The organism is Arthrobacter sp. MDT2-34-1, assembly GCF_059091365.1.
In genome coordinates, this window is sequence record NZ_JBNHGO010000001.1 from 2106824 (window position 1) to 2124060 (window position 17237).

The following is a 17237-nucleotide window of genomic DNA, read 5'->3' on the forward strand; positions in this document are numbered from 1 at the left end:
GTTTGAATGCCGCTTGCGCTAGTCCCGCGGGTGCCTGCCAGCCGTGCTCACAGGAACGCGGGGGCCACGGCGAAGACGGCGGTCAGGACGTGCCGTCGGCGGCGGGAGACGTCGTGCATTAGCAGCGGCGCGTCTTCGTAGGGTACGACGTCGGAGATCAGGTGCTTGCGGATTGTGTCACCGTGGGTGCCGAGCAGCTTGATGGTTTCGGCCGAGAGCCGCGCCCGGTCCCACTGTCCCGTGAGTCCGCGCGGCACCCTGCCGATCTGCGCGCAGCGCAGGTTGAGCCCGTTGTGGTGGAATTCCTCGCCCAGCCGCACGGCGTCGGCCCCGCTGGTGTAGAAGGCCAGGTCGATGATGCTTCCCTGCGGGCGGGCCGCGCGGAGGGCGGCGTGGAGCGCTTCGGGGCGACCCCGGCATTGAAAGACGACGTCGGCGCCACGGTCCCCGGGACCGTGGCGCCATCGTGTTTTCAAGATTTTGCCGGGGTCGTCATTCAGGTCGAGGGCCAGGAAGCCCAGCTCTTCGGCCAGCTGCCGGCGGCGGGGGTCGGAGTCAGCGACGGCGACTTCGCGCGCGCCGAGAGACCGGGCGAACAGGGCGGTGACCAGCCCGATGGGCCCGGCGCCGGTGACGAGCACCAGCCGGCCGTCCACGCCGTCGCCGAGCGCGCGGACCTGGCCGCCGGTTTCATCTGCCGCCGCGTGCAGCACGCCGTTGGCACAGATGGGCCCGAAGTGTGCGACGAAGACGCCCAGCAGCGGGTCAAGGTCGTCGGGCAGCGGCACCAGATGCTCGCGCAGCGGGTCGGCCACATGCGCGGTGGCGTGGCCATAGGCGGTGGCGAGGATGTCCCCTTCGGCGAAGGCCGGAGTGCGCGATTGGGCGACCCGGGCGACTTCCATGTAGCCCAGCCGGCGGATTGGATAGGCGGCCTCGGCCGAGTCCTGCAGGAACAGGCCGAGCTCGTGATCCAGGCGGGACCGCAACCCGGGGTGGTCGCCCTTGACGAAGGCCAGTTCCGTGCCGGCCGACAGGCCGGTGACGAGGGTTTCGAGCAGCAGCCCGCCGTCGGGGACTTCGGGCAGCTGCTCCTCCACAATCTCCAAGGCTCCTGCCGCAGGAATGACGAGATTGCGCCGGTTCCTCATCGCGCTGCCCCTGCCGTGGCCGGCCGCTCTTCGGGCAGCTTCACCGGCAGCCCCGTGCGGGCCGATTCGGCAATGGCACAGCCGAGCCGGTGGCTGCGCAGGGCCTCGGCATAGGGTGCGCGGGTGCTTTCCCGTTCGCCGCGGACTGCCTGGATGAATTCCCGGTCGACCGCGATGCGGGGGTCCTCGGCACAGCCCAGGTCCGTGCGCGACGTGCCGTCGAAACTGCTCAAGCCGGCCTCGGACAGCTCAAGGTACAGGCCTCGGCTCACGATGTGCAGAGCCGCGCGGTGTTTGGCGGCCAGCACCGAGGTCGCCGCCAGCGTGGCCACGGTCCCGCTGGCAAAGCGGACGGTGGCCGCGGTGGCGTCGTCGACGTCGTCCGGCTCCGGCCCAGATCCGTCGACCGGCGGATGCCCGGTCTCCGTCCCGCGCACCCCGGCGGCGTAGACCTCCACGGCTTCGCCGAGCAGGAAGCGCGCGGTGTCCAGGACGTGGGTGAGCTGCTCGACCACCTGACCGCCGGAGCGGTCCATGCGCCCCCACCACGGGACCGGCGGCCGTTTGTCCAGCCAGTAGCCGTTGGCCAGCAGGGCCGGGGCCTCCGCAAGCAGGCCACGGGCATGTCCGACGGCGTCCATGCAGCGCCAGTGGTAGCCGGTGCCGGTGACGACGCCGGCCGCTTCCACGAGCGCTCCAATTTCCTCCGCGGTTTCCCGGCCCAGGCCCACCGGCTTTTCCACGAACAGCGGCAGTCCCCTGGAAAGCGCGGCCCGTTCACCGGGCCCGTGCGCGAACGGCGGAACGCACACGTAGACGGCGTCCGCTTCCGTGTGGTCGAGGGCCGTCTCGGGGTCGGTGAAGGCCGGGGCGTCCACTTCACGCCCCAGCTTCTCCGCCGCAGCCGCATGCGCGTCGGTGACGCTGGTGATCCGGGCGCCAAGCTCCTGCAGGACGCCGACGTGCCGCCGCCCGACGGAGCCGGCCCCGATCAAGGCTACTTTCACGATCATGTGGCCTCCTGGATGAGTTGGTCGTACAGGCGCAGGTAACTGGCAGCCATCGCCTCGGGTGTCCATGCCGCTGCCGCGTCGATGCAGTCCTGTGGGCGGATATTGTCCAGTTCCTGCAGGAACCGGGCCATGTCCTGCTCATCGGCGGCGAGGAAACCGGTGCGGCCGTGGTCCACCAGCGAGGGCAACACTCCCAGCGGCGTCCCCACCACGGGTATGCCGCGGGAGAGGGCTTCCACTACCCCGGTGGCTCCGGGTTCGGCCCACCGGTTGGGGGCCAGCAGCACCCGGGCCGAGCGAAGGACGTGTTCCTTCGCCTCCCCTTCGACCCCGCCGATCCAGCGGTACCGGCCGCCGTCGAGCAGCGGACGGACCTCCTCCCGGAAGTACCTGGCGTCCGGGTGGGAGGCCAGGTGCGGGTCCCCTGCGGCCAGCCGGCGGTCCAGCTCGGCCGGGTCGTTGATTCCGGCGACCGGGCCGGCGAGTACCAGCGGCAGGCCGGCCAGGCGGCAGATCCTGAGTGCGGTGTCCTGCCCCTTGTCGCGGGTGATGCGGGCCAGCACCAGGGCGTGCCCGGCTTTCTGTGCGTGGACATCCATGGCGGGCGGAGCGGCCAGCGGGACGACGCCGATCGTCTGGCGTCGCAGCGCTAGTGGTGCGCGCTCCAGTTGGGACTGCGAGACCGCCGCGAACCGGATGCGGCCGCGGCCGTTAAAGGACGAATAGAACGCGCTGTGCTTGGCCAGATCCCAGTGCAGGGTCTGCAGCACCGGCGGCGCAGCCGATCCCATGGCGGCGAACACAGCCGGTCCCACCACCTCGAGGTGGTCGTGCACCAGGTCCCAGGCGCCGCCGTCGTACATGGCCTGCACAACGCCGTGCATATGCGCGTGGGCGATGCCCGAGACCTGGTTATAGGGCAGGGCGATCGAGGCGAACTGGGGTTCGTCGAGCGGGCACAGGTAGGCGTCGGCCTCGATGGTGCTCGGACCCACCGTGGCGAGGGTGACATGCACCCCGGCGCGGCGCAACTCCGGAATCAGGGTGGCGACCACCGTTTCGATGCCCCCGTACCCGTGGGGCGGAACAGGCAACCAGGGGCCGGCGTTGATGAGGATCCGCACGGCTTAGGCCACGTGCCCGGTCGCGAGCCGGTACTGGCCCAAGTCCAGCATCGCCGGACGTTCGGACACTTCAACGGTGCAGGTTTGCCCGACGTAGTCCTCCCCCTGGCGCATGAACTGTGTCAGTTCGACGGCGGGAGGGGCAGCCGGGGCCAGGCCTCGGCGGTGCAGCCGGGCCTGCACGGTGAGCTGGATCTGCAGGGCCATCCGGGCCAGCTCGGCGTCTGTGGAGTTGCGGTGGCAGCGCTCGCCCAGGTCCACCTGGGCCATCCCGTCCAGGCCCACGGCTTCCAACACGTCGATCAGCATGCCGGTTTCCACCCCGTAGCCGGAGACGAAGGGTATGCGTTCGAGCAGGCTGCGCCGGCCGGCATATTCGCCGGCCAGCGGCTGGACGATCCCGGCCAGTTCGGGCCAGTACAGGTTCAGCAGGGGGCGTGCCACCAGTTCCGTGACCCGGCCTCCGCCCGCCGGCATGATTTTGACCCCGTCGTCGAGCGGCCGGTCATAGTAGCTCTTGACGAAGTGGGTCCGCGGATCGGTTAGCAGGGGGCCGATCAATCCGACGGCAAACTGTGCATCGAACCGGCGCAGGTCCGAGTCCATGAACACCAAGAGGTCGCCGCTGGAGATGGCCAGGGATTTCCACAAGGCTTCGCCCTTGCCCGGAGTGCATCCGGTGCCGGGCAGAATCAGGTCCTGGTGGGCAACCTTCGCGCCGGCGGCCGCGGCCACGGCGGAGGTGTCGTCGGTGGAGTTGGAGTCGATCACGATGATCTCGTCCAGCAGCGGTACCGCCTCGACAAGTTCCCTGCGCAAAGCGGTCACGATCGACCCGACCGTCGCCGACTCGTTCTTGGCCGGAAGCACCACGCTGATCCGCTGGCCGGCCTTGCGCTTCACGAGGTCGTGCCGGTCGAAGCTTTTGCCTTGATAATTTTTCGCGGAGAACCACTCCAGAACGTCTGCCCGCATTCCGGCTTCCTCTCATCGAGCGCCGGTTCATCCCCCAAGGCCGGCTGTCGGTAGGATCAAGTCGAAGCCTACGGGTCCGGATCCTGCCCTGTGAATAGTTTCCGCGAGATTGGCAGGGACGGCCGGCCCCCGGAAAGGGCTGCGGATGCCGGTGCAGACGGGTCCGCAAAGTCTGCGCGAGGCAGCGGCAGTGAGGAGAATTGATGCAGCAGCAGGTCCCCGCCGGCGGCCGTGTCCATCGACCCCGCCTGGTGCTGTGGCGGCACGGCCAGACCGACTGGAACGTGTTGGAAAAGGCCCAGGGCCATGCCGACATCCCGCTCAATGCGACCGGCCGGGTCCAGGCCAAGCAGGCTGCCCGGCTGCTGGCAACGTTCCAACCCGATTTCATCTGGTCCAGCGACCTGGAACGCGCCCGTCACACTGCTGCAGAGCTGGCCGCGTTAACCGGGCTGGAACCGGTGCTGGACAAGCGGCTGCGTGAGTACCATGTGGGCATCAGGCAAGGCACCACCTTTGCGGAGTTCCGGGAACAGCATCCGAGCATCTACGAGAAGTTTTTCAGCGAGGAGAACTACCGGGTTCCCGGAGCCGAGCTGCCCTCCGAAGTCAACGGGCGGATGAAGTCGGTCTTGCAGGACGCCGCCGCGGAGCTTGCCCGGGGCGGCACGGGCGTCCTGGTGGGGCACGGTGCCGCGCTCCGAAGCGGGCTGTTGGCCTTCTTCGATGCACCGGCCCACATGCGCGACATGTTTGCCGGCATGGCAAACTGCGCCTGGACGGTGCTGGAAAAGCACCCGGACCGCGGGTGGCAGGTCGTCGACTACAACGCCCAAACCCTGCCCGATCCCTCCTCGGCACTGGCAGACGAAATGCCGGCCGAACACGATGGCCAGGGGTAGGATTCCGGCCGAGCCGAATCGCACCATCCGGCGTCTTTGCGCAACTGCGGCACGCTGGTTGGCCGATGGTGCCTCCGCGTAACTGTTGCCTGTATGTGGAATAGCTTTCTCGGCGCAGCATCCAGCAAGTCCCGCTGGCCTCCGCAGGCTTCCCTTTGGACGGGGTGAATGCTGGAACAAGCTTTTTATAAGAGGGCCAGCGGAGAATACGCCCTACGCCGCGCATCATGCCGGCACGTCCACGGCCGGTGTGACCGGCGAACCGAGGGAGACGGTAAGAATGGCACGCACAACCGGGGTTTACGCAGTGCTCCTGTCCGCAATGCTGATGCTCACAGCCTGCGGAGGTGAAGCAGCCCCGGAAGGGACCGCCGAGCCGGCCACGTCCCCGACCGCCCAATCACCGCAGACCACCTCGGCGGCCAAAACATACACCAACGACGACCTCAAGGAAGTGATCGCGGGTCTGGAAGACGCGCAGGGCCAACAACTTTCAGTCGTTCCGGCGGCACAAATGGATCAGGGACTCACGGCCGCGAAGGAATTGCTGGCGAACGCGACCATTACCCCTGAAGCCTGTTCCATGTTCGCGACCGAACAGACCCGGATACCCGATGGCAGCACCTACGCCGCCGGAGCCAGCCACTCAGCCGAAGAAAAGTCTCAGACCGTCATCACCCTCGTCGCCGTCAAAGACCCGCAAGTCGTCGCCGAGCAGCTCGAACAAGCACAAGAATCCATGCAGCAGTGCGCCGACTTCGAAATCGAAGCGGAAGGACAGAAAATCAGCAGCAAGATCACCCCACTGGACGTGATCACAGACGGTGAGCAGTCCCTCGGCTCCATCACCACCCAGAAGTTGCCGAACGGGCAAAGCCAGAAGGTCATGTCCGTAGCTGGAACGCAAGGATCCCTCGCGGCCACCGCAGTGAAAATCGGAGTCGACATCGAGGAAGAAGCACAGGACGAACTCATCAAACTCGTCAACGACGCGCTTGCCCAAAGCGAGTAACCAACCATCTGCATAAAGGAGAATATGACCTGAATGGGCCACCTTAACCTAACGACGGGCTCCGAATATCGTTACACAGCAAACCCGGTGACGAGGTCAGAACGGCACCCAAGCAGATTTGGAAAGCGCGCCCTCCGGCATTCCAGATACCTTGGATGGTCTCACGCTCTAACTCGAAACGCGGAGGAAAAATCATGCCAGCAAGAGATGTCCTAAGCCAGGAGCAAATCCAAGCAAATCTGCTCCAGTTGCCCGAATGGCGCTATGGTTTGGGTGCTTTGCGGACCGCAGTGAGATGCGAATCATCCGCAGCTGCCTTGGACTTGCTTTCCGCCATTGGCCGGCTGGCACAGGAATCCGACCACCACCCTGATGTGGACTGGCGGTACGACACATTGTTCATCACGCTCACTTCGCATGATGCCGGCGACAGGGTGACGGCGCGTGACGTAACGCTGGCCCGTTCAATATCGCAGCAGGCCCAAGCCACTGGCGTCACGCCCCTCCCGGAACTCTTGCGAACAGTGGAGATAGCCATAGACACAGATGCCCCGGAAGCCATTTCGGAAGTCTGGCGGACGGCACTGGGCTACAAGAGGCACGAAGACGGAAGCCTGATCGATCCCTATGGCAGGGGTCCGGCCATTTGGTTCCAGGAGTCCCAGCGTCCGAGCGTGAATCGTTTTCACCTGGACGTCACCGTCCCCTTCAGCGAAAGCAGCTCGACTCTGGATGCCCTGGTAAGCGTTGGTGCAACACTCGATGATGAACATGCGCCCATGTGGGTAGTTGCCACTGATGCCCAAGGCAACCGGCTATGCATCAGTACTGAAGCCGGACGCGGCGACTAGACGCGTAAATTCAGGCTGCCTCGGCAAAGGGCGGCAGCCTGACCTTCCTGTCAGCCGCAGTCGCCGCCACCGCCCCCGACATCTCCGCCGTAGGCAGTGGCTCCGAAAGCCCCCGTGCTGGCTGCATCCGTGCTAGCAGGAGCCCGGGCACCCTTTACTGGTCGGCGGTCGGCGCGGGCACCCAATACCACCCAGGCGATACATGCCGCACAAAGGATGCCAACAATGATGGCGAATTCCATACTTGTCTCCTGTCGTTGAGCTCAGAGTATGGGCGGAATAGGCTTAGGGCAACAGTTCCAGGGCAACGCAATTCAGTGACTGGTGCGCCCGCGGGATGAGGCCAACGTCGGGGGCAGCATTCGGTCGGCCACCATTCCGGTCACCATTGAAAATAGCGTTTTGTGGAGGACGTCCACGGCTTTCTCCTCGGCGGGCCAGGTCTTTGGTGGTGACCCGGCACCGGTGGCGTTCTCAATTGTTTGGTCAAGGCCCAGTCGCATCACGGTGTGCCATATATTGGCGTGCAGTCCGCGAATGCCCGTGGCGGCCCACACTCCTCTCAGGGCGCCGAGGCTGGCACCGGTGCAGTAATGCATCAGGTGGTTCCACAGGAAGGGCTTGGCATCGTTGGCGGGCCGTTGTCCGAGCAGGGTCAGCAGGGCGCGGGCAGGTACGTAGGAGTTCCGACGGCCGGTGATCGCCTGCTCAACCTTCTCTCCTACCGTCATCACCCCCGCTCCGATGAGTCCGGCCAAAGCACCGGTGCCGGCCGCGCGGCAGATGTCACTGAATCGGTGCGAGGCGGCCATTGGTGTCCTCCAGGCTTCTCTTCGCCGAATGGGCAAAAAATTGTCAGGGCTGGGCCATGCCTGCTCTGGCCCGGCATGGCCTCAGCTTAGACGGTGCGCCTGGAGCCGGCGACCCTCTTGGTTGGCGGACCCCGCAGATTGCCGTTGCTGGTCTGCCCCTTCCCGTGGAAGCGCAACAAGAGGCAGCCAGCATCACACCACGCCCGGCCCTCAAGGGGCTTCCGCCACCCTTGCCATGACCCCGCCGCGGGCCACACCAAAAGTCCGATAATCAGGGCCTCCCCTGCGGACCGCGAAAGCCATGGCTAGCGAGTTACCGAAACCGTAAGCATACTTATAAACACAGGCTTTGGAACCCAGAGTTGCCCATAGTGGGCATCGGGCCTACATCGAGGAGGAGCTTCGATGCGCATCAAGGATTCCGTCGTTGTGATTACCGGCGCGTCAAGCGGAATAGGCCGCGCCGCTGCCCTGCGTTTCGCCCGGAAGGGCGCCCGCGTCGTGCTCGCGGCCCGCCGGACTCAGGCTTTGGAAACGCTTGCCGCCGAATGCGAACGTCGCGGGGCGCAAGCACTGGCAGTGCCGACCGATGTCAGCGACGCAACCGCCGTGCAGGAACTCGCGGACCGCGCGGTAGCACGCTTCGGCAGAATCGACGTCTGGGTCAATAACGCCGCGGTTAGCTTTTTCGCTCCATTCCTGAAGGCACCTGTCGAGGACTTCCGGCGCCTCATCGACGTCAACGTGATGGGCTACGTGCACGGGTGCCGGGCCGCGCTAGCGCAGATGCAGCAGCAGGGCGCGGGCGTGGTCATCAACGTTTCCTCCGTCGTGGGGGAAATCGCCCAGCCTTACACCTCCGCCTATTCGATGTCCAAGGCCGCCATCCGCGCCCTGGGCGTTAGCCTGCGCTCGGAACTGCGGCTCACCGGCAGGAAAAACCTCAGGGTCTGCACGCTTCTGCCGGCAACCATCGACACCCCGTTCTTCCAGCACGCCGGTAACTACACCGGCCGCAAGGCCCTGGCCATGCCGCCGGTGTACACGGCGGAACGGGTTGCCAAAGCCATCACCGCGCTGGCGGTCTCCCCTCGCGCGGAAGCCGTCGTCGGACCGCTTGGACGGGTCATGGCCTTGCAGCACAGGCTCACCCCGCGCTTGATGGAAGGCGCCATGGCGGCCCAGGTTAACAGGACACATCTTTCGCGCAGCGAGCCGGCGCCCACGACCGCGGGAAACCTCTACTCGCCGCAGCCCTCGCACCCAAAGCCAGCAACGGGAGGCGGCTGGCACGGAAGAAGAAAAACCGCGCTGCGCAGGACAGGCGCCACCCTGCTCGTCCTCACCGCCGCCGGAAAGCTCACCAGCACGCTTGCCCGGCGCTACCTTGGTTCCGGTGGACCAGGAACGCGGATCCCTTAAGTTCACCCTCGCATCGGCAGGCGGCCGCCTCGACGCGGAACTCAGGGCGAGGACCGCGATTCAAGTGTGTGTTGAAAAGCCGCAGGCGGAAGGGGCGGGCGTTCGGTCAAGGCTGGTCTTCGGTGATGGGTCGGAACGGTGGCGGGCAGTTGCCAGCACGTTCAGCCCTTGTCCCCCGCGTCTGGGATGGCGGCGATGAGTTTCCCGTAGGCAACAAGGTTGTCCTCGAACCTGCCGCTTTGCGGGTTGTACCCGTCGCAGGTGATGAGCCGGATCTCTGCCTGCTTGGTATTCCCGTACACCTGCAGGGCCGGGAAGTTGTCTTTGGCATATCGCTTGATGACCGTCAGTCGGAAGACCGCCGTCGTGCCATCCTCGCGCTCCACCCTGACTTCGTCTCCGGGTACCAGTTCCTGCAGTCTGGCGAAAACGCCCGGGCCCCCGCCCAAGGCGTTGACGTGACCCAGGAGGATCGAGGGCCCCCTTTCCCCCGGCGTCGGGGAATTGATGTACCACCCTGCCGGGGAACCGGCCTCTTCGGGCGGCACCTCCAAGGTGCGATCCTCCTGCTGTGCGAGGTCGATGATGTTGCTGCTAAGCCCGATCCGGGGAATGCTCAACGCTGTAGGCCTGGCTTTCTCCATCACGAGGGAATCGCCGCCGGCAGCGGGAACCGCGGCTTGGGGCGCGGCTGTTTTCTTGTCAGCCTGTTCCGGCTTTTCCCCCGGGTCACGCCCTTGGGCCGGGCGGGGGGCCTGCTCGACGGCGGCGCCCGAGGGTGCGGAGGTCGAGGGTGCTGAGGCCGAGGGTGCGGAGGGTGGGGGTGGTGACCCGGTAGCGGAGGGTGCAGCGCACCCCGCATTCATGGCCAGGACAAGGGCCAGCCCGGCGAAGAAGGGTGGCCCTGTCCGTGCCGTCTTCACGCCGGTCAGTCCTTGGGAGCGGAACGCCTGCGTGCGACGGCCACCGAAGCGCCTGCAGCAAGCAGAACCCCCAGACCTGCGGCGAGGGACATCGCGCTTCCGTCTGTTTGCGCGGGGGTCTCGACGCCTGTGTCGGGGGCACCGCCTGGCATCGGCCCGGTCATCTGGGAAGCAACCAAGGTTCCGCAGGCCGCGGAAAGTGTGGCGGCCAGCGGCAGCCCGGGGGCTTCAGGGCTCATTTGTTGCTGGGCAGCCGGAGGGAGCCTGTTCGGGTCTACGCCGTGGACCTCCACCGTTGCAGTTCCGGCCTGGATCGCCTGTATTGTTGCCGGATCCAGGGTCAGGGTCCGTTCATAGGTGTAGGCTCCGCCGGCGGGGAAGCGGTCGGTTGCCACCATCGAGGCCGGGCTGGTGTCCCCCTGGACTGTCAGCGAGGTACTGACGGCACCGGCATAAGGTTCGCCCTCGGGTGAACTGACGACGCCGTCGCCGTCGGTGTCTGCTGCCGGCCCGGGGCACAACCCCTGGCCGCCGATGTGAATATGCTGGCCGTGCGGGAACGGCGCGTTCATCCAGATTTCCGCGGCGCCCGAGACGTTCATGCTGACCGTTGCCTGCTGACCGTGTATCTCGATCATCGCCTGTCCGGCGGTTCCGCTGTTGTTGGCCGGCGCAAGGTCAGCCTGCCACACGCCGTCCTGGGCTACGGCCGGCCCGGCCGCGAAAGCCATCGCGCCAATCGCGACGGCAGGGGCAATGAGAAGAGTCTGTGCCTTCATGATGTAGGCCTCTCAGAAAATAGTAAGGGTGCTTACGGTTCTCCCGTGCGTCACACCCTAATCCAATGCCGTCGATCTGAAAAGTCTTTACTCAGCCTGCGTCGCCGAGCAGGTGGTACCAGCTTTCGGCGAGGACCCCGAGCGCCTGGCCACGGTTTGGTTCTGAGGCGCGGCTCGTCCAGAGCGTGGAGACGTAGTTGAGCTGGGTGAACGCGAGCGTTCCGCGGACGTGGTGCGTCTCCTCCGAGAAGCGGCCGGCCTGCTGCATGCCGCGGACGAGGTCGGAGACTACTTCCTCACGCCAGCCCATGACCAGGGCCCGCACTTCGCGGTCGACGGCGGCAGCCTCGTCGAGGACATCCAGGTAGGGGCGGAAGACGGGCCAAAGTGCCGCGCGCGACTCGAGCCAGTCGAGGATGCCCGCTGGCTCGCCCACGCGGATTACGTCCACGAGCTCGGGGGCCGTCGATGCGTGGTCAGGTCCGGCGGCGCGGTCAAGGACCGCATTCACCCGGGCCATGAAGTCCCTCATCAGATCGCTCCGCGAGGGGTAGTACGCGTAGAAGGTCACCCGGGTGGTGCCGGCAGCGGCGGCGATATCGTCGATCGTCGTGGCGGCGTATCCCTTGTCGATGAAGAGTTCGAGCGCCCGTTCGACGATACGGTCGCGGGTCAGCTGTTTCTGGGCTTCGCGCAGCGACGGCATCAAGACTTCGCCGGCGTAGCCGGTTGCAGCGCCGACGAACCTACATTGGCGAGGCGGCGCAATTTGGGAATGGGGATGCGGTAGTTGATCGCCGCCGCGGTTCCGGGGCCGCCGTCCGCGTTGTCCCAGCGCAGCAGCATCGAGTCGGGTTCGCCGCCCGGCTCCAAGTAGTCCGGCGCCCCGGTCACGGGTGTGAAGCCGATCGCCTTGAGGGACAGTCCGAATCCTTCGGTCCAGAAGTACGGTTGGAAGTCGAGCTCCGGCGCCGCGTCGCCGTTGAGCAGGCCGGCAGCCGCGACCTTGGCCTGATCGATGGCGCTGGTCCACAACGGCACCCGCCCCACGCCGCGGCCGGTCGGGAAGTACGCCACATCGCCGGCGGCAACGACGTCCGGCCGGACCCGACCGCGTGAATCGACGCGCAGCGCCCCGTCGACAAGGAGACCCGAACCGGTCAGCCACTCGATGTTCGGTTCGTCGCCGATGGCCGTGACGACGAGGTCCGCCTCAAGCCGAGTGCCGTCGGCAAGGGCAACCCGCGCCCCCGAGCCGGAGTCAATGAGTCGCGCCCTGCTGCCGCTGACGAACCGCAGCCCGCGCCGGGCGGCGGCGGCAGTGAAGATCCCGGACAGGTGGTCCCCGAGTTGCCGCGAGAGGGGCTGCACGTCGGAGACCAGCTTGACGTCGCAGCCGACGTGCAGGCAGCCGGACGCGATCTCCATGCCCAAGGGTCCGCCGCCGACCACGATCACCGAGGGGCGGCCCGAGACCCACTGTTTGAGCGCCACCGCGTCCTCGAGCGTGCGCAGGGTGAGCTCCCGGGGAGCGCCCTCTGACAGCGGACTCGGGCTAAGCCGCTTGGCCCGTGAACCGGAGGCGATGACCAGGCCGTCGTAGGGCAGCTCATCGCCGCCGTCGGTCCGGACGACTTTCGCCTCCGGGTCGATGCCTGTGGCGCTGACCCCGAGGAGGTCTGTCGCTTCGTGGGTTGGCTCGGGCAGCTCGTGGGCTTGCAGCCCGCCGTCGCCGTGCAGCAGCGCCTTTGAGAGGGCCGGGCGGCTGTACGGGTGGCGCGGCTCGGCCCCGACGACGGTCAACTCGCCGTCGAACCCATTCGAACGCAGCGAGTCGCACGCGGTGAGCCCGGCGATGCCGTTGCCGACGACGACGATCCGCCGCAGGGTCATTTTTCCGCCAACCGCAGCGCGGCCACCGGGCACACCCGTACCGCGGCTTTCGCAGCGGCCAGCTCCGCCTCGTCGACCATGGGGACGTCGATCACCAATTCGCCGTCGTCGTCGAGGTGCATGAGTTGGGGCGCGGCTTCCTCGCAGAGTCCGTGTCCTTCGCAGCGGGGGCGGTCAAGCTCGATCCTCACACTGCCACCGCCTTCACGACGTCGAGGCGTTCGTGGCTGCGCGTGATGTTGCTGGGCACGCGGACCTCGTCTCCAATCTCCAACACCTTCGCCCGGCGGGCCAGGGCCTCGATGATCGCGTGGGCCTCAAGCTTCGCCAGGCCTTGGCCGGCGCACCCGTGCGGCCCGTAGCCGAAGCTGAGATGGTCCACCGGGTTGCGCGTGACGTCGAAGACGTCGGGATTCTCATAGTGCCGCGGGTCGCGGTTGCCGGCACCGAACAGGATGCCCAGCTGGGCTCCTGCGGGAACGGTTGCTCCATCGATCTCGACGTCGCGGGTCGCCGTCCGGCCCCAGATGTGGATCGGGGGCCAGTAGCGCAGCACCTCGGCGAACGCTGCGGGCACGAGCTCCGGGTTCTGGCGGACGAGTTCCAGCTGCTCAGGGTAGCGGCCGAAGAGTGCGACGATGTTCCCGATGGAGGCGATCGTGGTGTCGACGCCGGCGCCCAGGTACTGGTGGATGATGTGCCCGGCGGCTCCTTGCGGGATGTCGCCGCGGGTCTCGGCGTCGAAGATGCCGCGACCGATCGACCCCGGTACAAGGTCCTCGGCGGTGACCGAGGAGCACCAGCCGTAGAGCTCGCCGGCGATCGGGAAGTTCTCCTGGGTGCGGTGGTTCATCGGTCCGAGGACCTGCATCGCGGCCTGCCCCCAGCGAAGCATGTTGTCCTTGACATGGCCGCTGAAGCCGATGAGGTCGGCGACGATTTCGAGCGGGAAGGCACGTGCCAGCGAGTCGATGGCTTCGAAGCTGCCGCTGGCGACGAGCTCGGCGACGAGCTTGTCCGCTTTTTCGTCAATGGTGACCTTCAGTCCGCGCAGGGCGCGCGGCGTGAGGTTCTCCGACAGGGTCGCGCGCAGCTGCGTGTGCGTCGGCGGGTCCGAGGCGAGCGAGGTGCCCTGCAGCGCCTCGTTCACCATCGGGTTAAAGCCAAGGCTGGTGGAGGAGAACGTCTCTGGATCGGCGAGTGCGTCGCGGATGATGTCGTAGCGGGTCAGGACGTAGAGGTCATTCTTCGGCAGGCGGACGACGCCGGCCTGTTCGCGCAGGGCGGCGTAGGTGGGGTACGGGTCGACGAGGACGTCATCGTCCCAGATGTCGATGTCTGCTTCGATCGGTGTGGTCACGGTGTGCTCCTTTTGATCGTCCTGGGTGCGGGTTCGGAAGCGGACGATGCGGACGCCTAGCTTCGAGAGCCGCGCCTCGGCAGTGAGGCGTGGAACACAGTCTGCCCGTTATCTTTACAGCGTGTCAAGTGAAATTATGTTGTGCATCACGGAGAGGAGGGTAGACTGCCGTCTCCGGGTCGTACTGGATAGGACGATATGAAGCTGAGCCGGCGCTTGAGATCAGGCCTCGTGATCCCACCGGGCAAGGTTCCCGCCGCCTACGAGCATCTAGAGGAGTTCCAGGTTCTGGCCGAGGAGCACGGCGACCGCGCGACCGGCACCTCCGGGTACGAGGCCGCGGCCCAGTACGTCGAACGCCAACTCGCGAGTGCCGGCTACCGCAGCACGCGCCAGTACTTCACCTTCAAACACCGCGGCGAGCAGATCGAGACCTTCAATGTCCTCGCCGAGACCGCATCCGGCAGCGACGAGAACGTGATCATGCTCGGGGCCCACCTCGACGGGGTGCCCGGCTGTCCGGCGATCAATGACAACGGCTCCGGGGTGGCGGCCGTGCTGGAGGCCGCCAAAGCACTCGGGCGGCAGGAGGGCCTCAGCAACAAGGTGCGTTTCGCCTGGTGGGGCGCCGAGGAGTACAAGAAGGAATACGGGTCACGGCACTACGTCAAGCAGCTGGCCAAGCGCGACAGCGAGGCACTCGACAGGATCGCCGCCTACTTGAACTTCGACATGATCGCCTCGCCCAACCCCATCATCGGCGTCTATGACGCACGGGACGCCAAGCACCATCACGAGGTGCCCGAAGGTTCGACCGAGATCATGGACGTCTTCACTGACTACTTCGACACCCGGGACCAGCCCTGGGTCGCCACCGATTGGGACATGGACTCGGATCAGTTGTCTTTCGTCAAAAAGGGTGTCGCCGTGGGCGGGCTGTACACCGGAGACGACGAGAAGAAAACCACCAAACAGGCCCGCCTTTTCGGCGGCACCGCCAAGCGGCCCTGCGATCCGAACTATCACCGGCCAGGCGACGACCTCAGCAACGTCGATCTGAAGGTGCTCAGCCTGATGACCGAGGCGATCACCCACGCCGCCACCCGCCTGGCCCACGACCACCGCGCCCTCAAGCCAGCGGGCACCGATAGAACCCCTCCCCAAAGGTCGCAAACGGCAAGTGGGCTGAGACCCTACGGCTGCTAGCCGTGCTCGACCGCCATGTTGGCGAAGCGTGAGTAGTGGCCCTGGAAGCCGACCACGATGGTCTTGGTCGGGCCGTTACGGTGCTTGGCCACAATGACGTCGGCTTCGCCGGCGCGCGGGGATTCCTTGTCGTAGATGTCCTCGCGGTGGAGCAGGATGACCATGTCGGCGTCCTGCTCGATCGAACCGGATTCGCGAAGGTCGGAAACCATCGGCTTCTTGTCCGTACGCTGCTCGGAGCCACGGTTCAGCTGGGAGAGCGCGATGACGGGGACTTCGAGTTCCTTGGCGAGCAGCTTGAGGGCACGGGAGAACTCCGAGACTTCCTGCTGGCGGGATTCGACGCGCTTGCCGGAGGACATCAGCTGGAGGTAGTCGAGCACCACCAGCTTCAGGTCGTGCCGCTGCTTGAGCCGCCGGCACTTGGCGCGGATTTCCATCAGCGACATGTTGGGGCTGTCGTCGATGAACAGGGGCGCGTCATTCATCCGGCCCATGGTGGTGGCAATCTTGCCCCATTGCTCGTCCTTGATGGTGCCCTTGCGCAGGTCCTGCAGGCCGATGGTGGCTTCCGCGGAGAGGAGGCGCATGGCGATTTCGTTCCGGCCCATTTCCAGGGAGAAGAAGACCGTGGTCATGTTGTTCTTGATCGCGGCAGACCGCGCAAAATCCAGTGCGAAGGTGGATTTGCCAACGGCCGGCCGGGCCGCGATGACGATCATCTGCCCGCCGTGCAGGCCCTGGGTGAGCTCGTCGAGTTCATAGAAGCCGGTGGGCACGCCGGTCATGCCTTCGCCGCGGTGTCCGGCGGATTCGATCTCGTCGACGGTGCCTTCGATGATGTCCTTGAGCGGGACGTAGTCTTCAGCGGTGCGGCGCTCGGCGACGGCGTAGATCTCGGCCTGGGCCTGGTTGACGATGGCGTCGACTTCGCCGTCCTGCGAGTAACCCAGCTGAACGATCTTGGTGCCGGCGTCGACCAGGCGGCGGAGCACGGCACGTTCCCGGACGATCTCCGCGTAGAAGCCTGCGTTGGCGGCCGTGGGCACGGACTGGATCAGGGTATGCAGATAGGCGGGTCCGCCGATGCGGGAAATCTCGCCGCGCTTGGTCAACAGGTCGGAAACGGTGACGGCGTCGGCCGGTTCGCCGCGGCCGTAGAGGTCGATGATGGCCTCGTAGACGCTTTCGTGGGCGGGGCGGTAGAAGTCCACGCCGCGGAGCACTTCAACGCAGTCGGCGATGGCGTCTTTGGAGAGCATCATGCCGCCCAGGACCGATTGCTCGGCCACGAGGTCTTGCGGCGGCGTGCGGCCGAATTCGGAGTCCCGACCTGTTGCCGAATCCGCGTGCGCTAACGACACCGCTGCCTGCTTTCTTTGCTCCTCGAACCGGATACCGCATCCCCCTCAGATTTAGAACTACCAGCCGGATCGGACGATTTCGTCGGACCGCCAAGGGCGCGCAGACTCCAATTCAGCGCGCGGGCCGCGAGTGGGATACTCCGCAACGGTAACCCCCTTCCCCCTTCCCACCAAGCGAGTTATCCACTCCCCCTGTGGATAAAATGTGGATCAGTGGGCGTGTCTTGTGCACAGGCTGTGCGCAGAGCTGTGGAAACAATAGTTGACTCGCGAGTAACCCCACTCTGACCTGCGAAAACGCTATCCACGGGCTGTGGACAAAAAGAAGTTTGCTGTTGATTTCCCCGCCATTTTTGCGGTTGACAGATTCGGAATAGACGCGTAAGGCAAAAGTTATCCACGGGTTATCCACAGCCTGGAATTACAGGGCTGTGATGCCCTCTTTCGAAG

Annotated in this window: 17 protein-coding genes; 5 read left to right on the top strand and 12 right to left on the bottom strand. The window is 66.0% G+C overall.

Going from position 1 to position 17237, the window contains the following annotated elements:
• Positions 1-47: 47 nt before the first annotated feature.
• Genes AC5RVV_RS09875 through AC5RVV_RS09890 form a run of 4 tightly spaced genes read right to left on the bottom strand, consistent with a single transcriptional unit; the run spans position 48 to position 4263 of the window.
• Positions 48-1100: a zinc-binding dehydrogenase gene (locus tag AC5RVV_RS09875; RefSeq protein WP_494001323.1), complete on the bottom strand. Its 1053-nt coding sequence runs from the start codon at positions 1098-1100 to the stop codon at positions 48-50.
• A 47-nt stretch (positions 1101-1147) separates the two neighbouring features.
• A complete protein-coding gene (locus AC5RVV_RS09880) occupies positions 1148-2164 on the bottom strand; it encodes a Gfo/Idh/MocA family protein (protein WP_494001140.1) in 1017 nt (338 codons plus the stop codon).
• Positions 2161-3288, bottom strand: coding sequence for a glycosyltransferase (locus tag AC5RVV_RS09885; RefSeq protein WP_494001141.1), 1128 nt, complete (start codon positions 3286-3288; stop codon positions 2161-2163). Before AC5RVV_RS09885 ends, AC5RVV_RS09880 begins: the two co-directional genes overlap by 4 nt.
• Before the next feature lie 3 nt (positions 3289-3291).
• Positions 3292-4263, bottom strand: a complete 972-nt coding sequence (locus tag AC5RVV_RS09890; RefSeq protein ID WP_494001142.1) for a glucosyl-3-phosphoglycerate synthase — start codon at positions 4261-4263, stop codon at positions 3292-3294.
• A gap of 203 nt (positions 4264-4466) precedes the next feature.
• Here AC5RVV_RS09890 and AC5RVV_RS09895 point away from each other — a divergent pair, with 203 nt between their 5' ends.
• The 3 genes from AC5RVV_RS09895 (at position 4467) to AC5RVV_RS09905 (ending at position 7028) form a co-directional block, all read left to right on the top strand.
• A complete protein-coding gene (locus tag AC5RVV_RS09895) occupies positions 4467-5165 on the top strand; it encodes a histidine phosphatase family protein (RefSeq protein WP_494001143.1) in 699 nt (232 codons plus the stop codon).
• A gap of 280 nt (positions 5166-5445) precedes the next feature.
• The gene (locus tag AC5RVV_RS09900) at positions 5446-6177 is read left to right on the top strand and encodes a hypothetical protein (RefSeq protein WP_494001144.1); all 732 of its coding nucleotides are present in this window, start codon (positions 5446-5448) and stop codon (positions 6175-6177) included.
• Between the two features lie 194 nt (positions 6178-6371).
• Positions 6372-7028: a 4a-hydroxytetrahydrobiopterin dehydratase gene (locus AC5RVV_RS09905; RefSeq protein ID WP_494001145.1), complete on the top strand. Its 657-nt coding sequence runs from the start codon at positions 6372-6374 to the stop codon at positions 7026-7028.
• A gap of 314 nt (positions 7029-7342) precedes the next feature.
• Here AC5RVV_RS09905 and AC5RVV_RS09910 read toward each other — a convergent pair whose 3' ends face one another.
• Positions 7343-7840 (bottom strand): hypothetical protein, encoded by a 498-nt coding sequence (locus tag AC5RVV_RS09910; protein ID WP_494001146.1) that lies wholly within the window; start codon positions 7838-7840, stop codon positions 7343-7345.
• A gap of 405 nt (positions 7841-8245) precedes the next feature.
• Here AC5RVV_RS09910 and AC5RVV_RS09915 point away from each other — a divergent pair, with 405 nt between their 5' ends.
• A complete protein-coding gene (locus tag AC5RVV_RS09915) occupies positions 8246-9262 on the top strand; it encodes an SDR family oxidoreductase (RefSeq protein WP_494001147.1) in 1017 nt (338 codons plus the stop codon).
• Between the two features lie 161 nt (positions 9263-9423).
• Here AC5RVV_RS09915 and AC5RVV_RS09920 read toward each other — a convergent pair whose 3' ends face one another.
• From AC5RVV_RS09920 to AC5RVV_RS09945, 6 genes are all read right to left on the bottom strand, one after another.
• The gene (locus tag AC5RVV_RS09920) at positions 9424-9906 is read right to left on the bottom strand and encodes a class F sortase (protein ID WP_494001324.1); all 483 of its coding nucleotides are present in this window, start codon (positions 9904-9906) and stop codon (positions 9424-9426) included.
• A gap of 284 nt (positions 9907-10190) precedes the next feature.
• On the bottom strand, positions 10191-10964 hold the full coding sequence (locus AC5RVV_RS09925; protein WP_494001148.1) for a hypothetical protein: 774 nt from the start codon (positions 10962-10964) through the stop codon (positions 10191-10193).
• 91 nt (positions 10965-11055) lie between these two features.
• Positions 11056-11670 carry a TetR/AcrR family transcriptional regulator gene (locus tag AC5RVV_RS09930; protein WP_494001149.1) on the bottom strand — a complete coding sequence of 205 codons (615 nt, stop codon included), beginning with the start codon at positions 11668-11670 and terminating at the stop codon, positions 11056-11058.
• Entirely contained in the window at positions 11670-12857 is a 1188-nt protein-coding gene (locus AC5RVV_RS09935; protein ID WP_494001150.1) for an NAD(P)/FAD-dependent oxidoreductase, read from the bottom strand. Before AC5RVV_RS09935 ends, AC5RVV_RS09930 begins: the two co-directional genes overlap by 1 nt.
• On the bottom strand, positions 12854-13048 hold the full coding sequence (locus AC5RVV_RS09940; protein ID WP_494001151.1) for a ferredoxin: 195 nt from the start codon (positions 13046-13048) through the stop codon (positions 12854-12856). The genes AC5RVV_RS09935 and AC5RVV_RS09940 overlap by 4 nt, the downstream gene beginning before the upstream one ends.
• Positions 13045-14217 (bottom strand): cytochrome P450, encoded by a 1173-nt coding sequence (locus AC5RVV_RS09945; RefSeq protein WP_494001152.1) that lies wholly within the window; start codon positions 14215-14217, stop codon positions 13045-13047. Before AC5RVV_RS09945 ends, AC5RVV_RS09940 begins: the two co-directional genes overlap by 4 nt.
• 198 nt (positions 14218-14415) lie before the next feature.
• Between AC5RVV_RS09945 and AC5RVV_RS09950 the strand changes: the two genes are divergently transcribed.
• Entirely contained in the window at positions 14416-15423 is a 1008-nt protein-coding gene (locus AC5RVV_RS09950; protein WP_494001153.1) for a M20/M25/M40 family metallo-hydrolase, read from the top strand.
• Here the strand turns inward: AC5RVV_RS09950 and dnaB are convergent.
• Entirely contained in the window at positions 15420-16787 is a 1368-nt protein-coding gene (gene dnaB / locus AC5RVV_RS09955) for a replicative DNA helicase (protein ID WP_494001154.1), read from the bottom strand. The genes AC5RVV_RS09950 and dnaB overlap by 4 nt on opposite strands.
• Positions 16788-17237 lie beyond the last annotated feature (450 nt).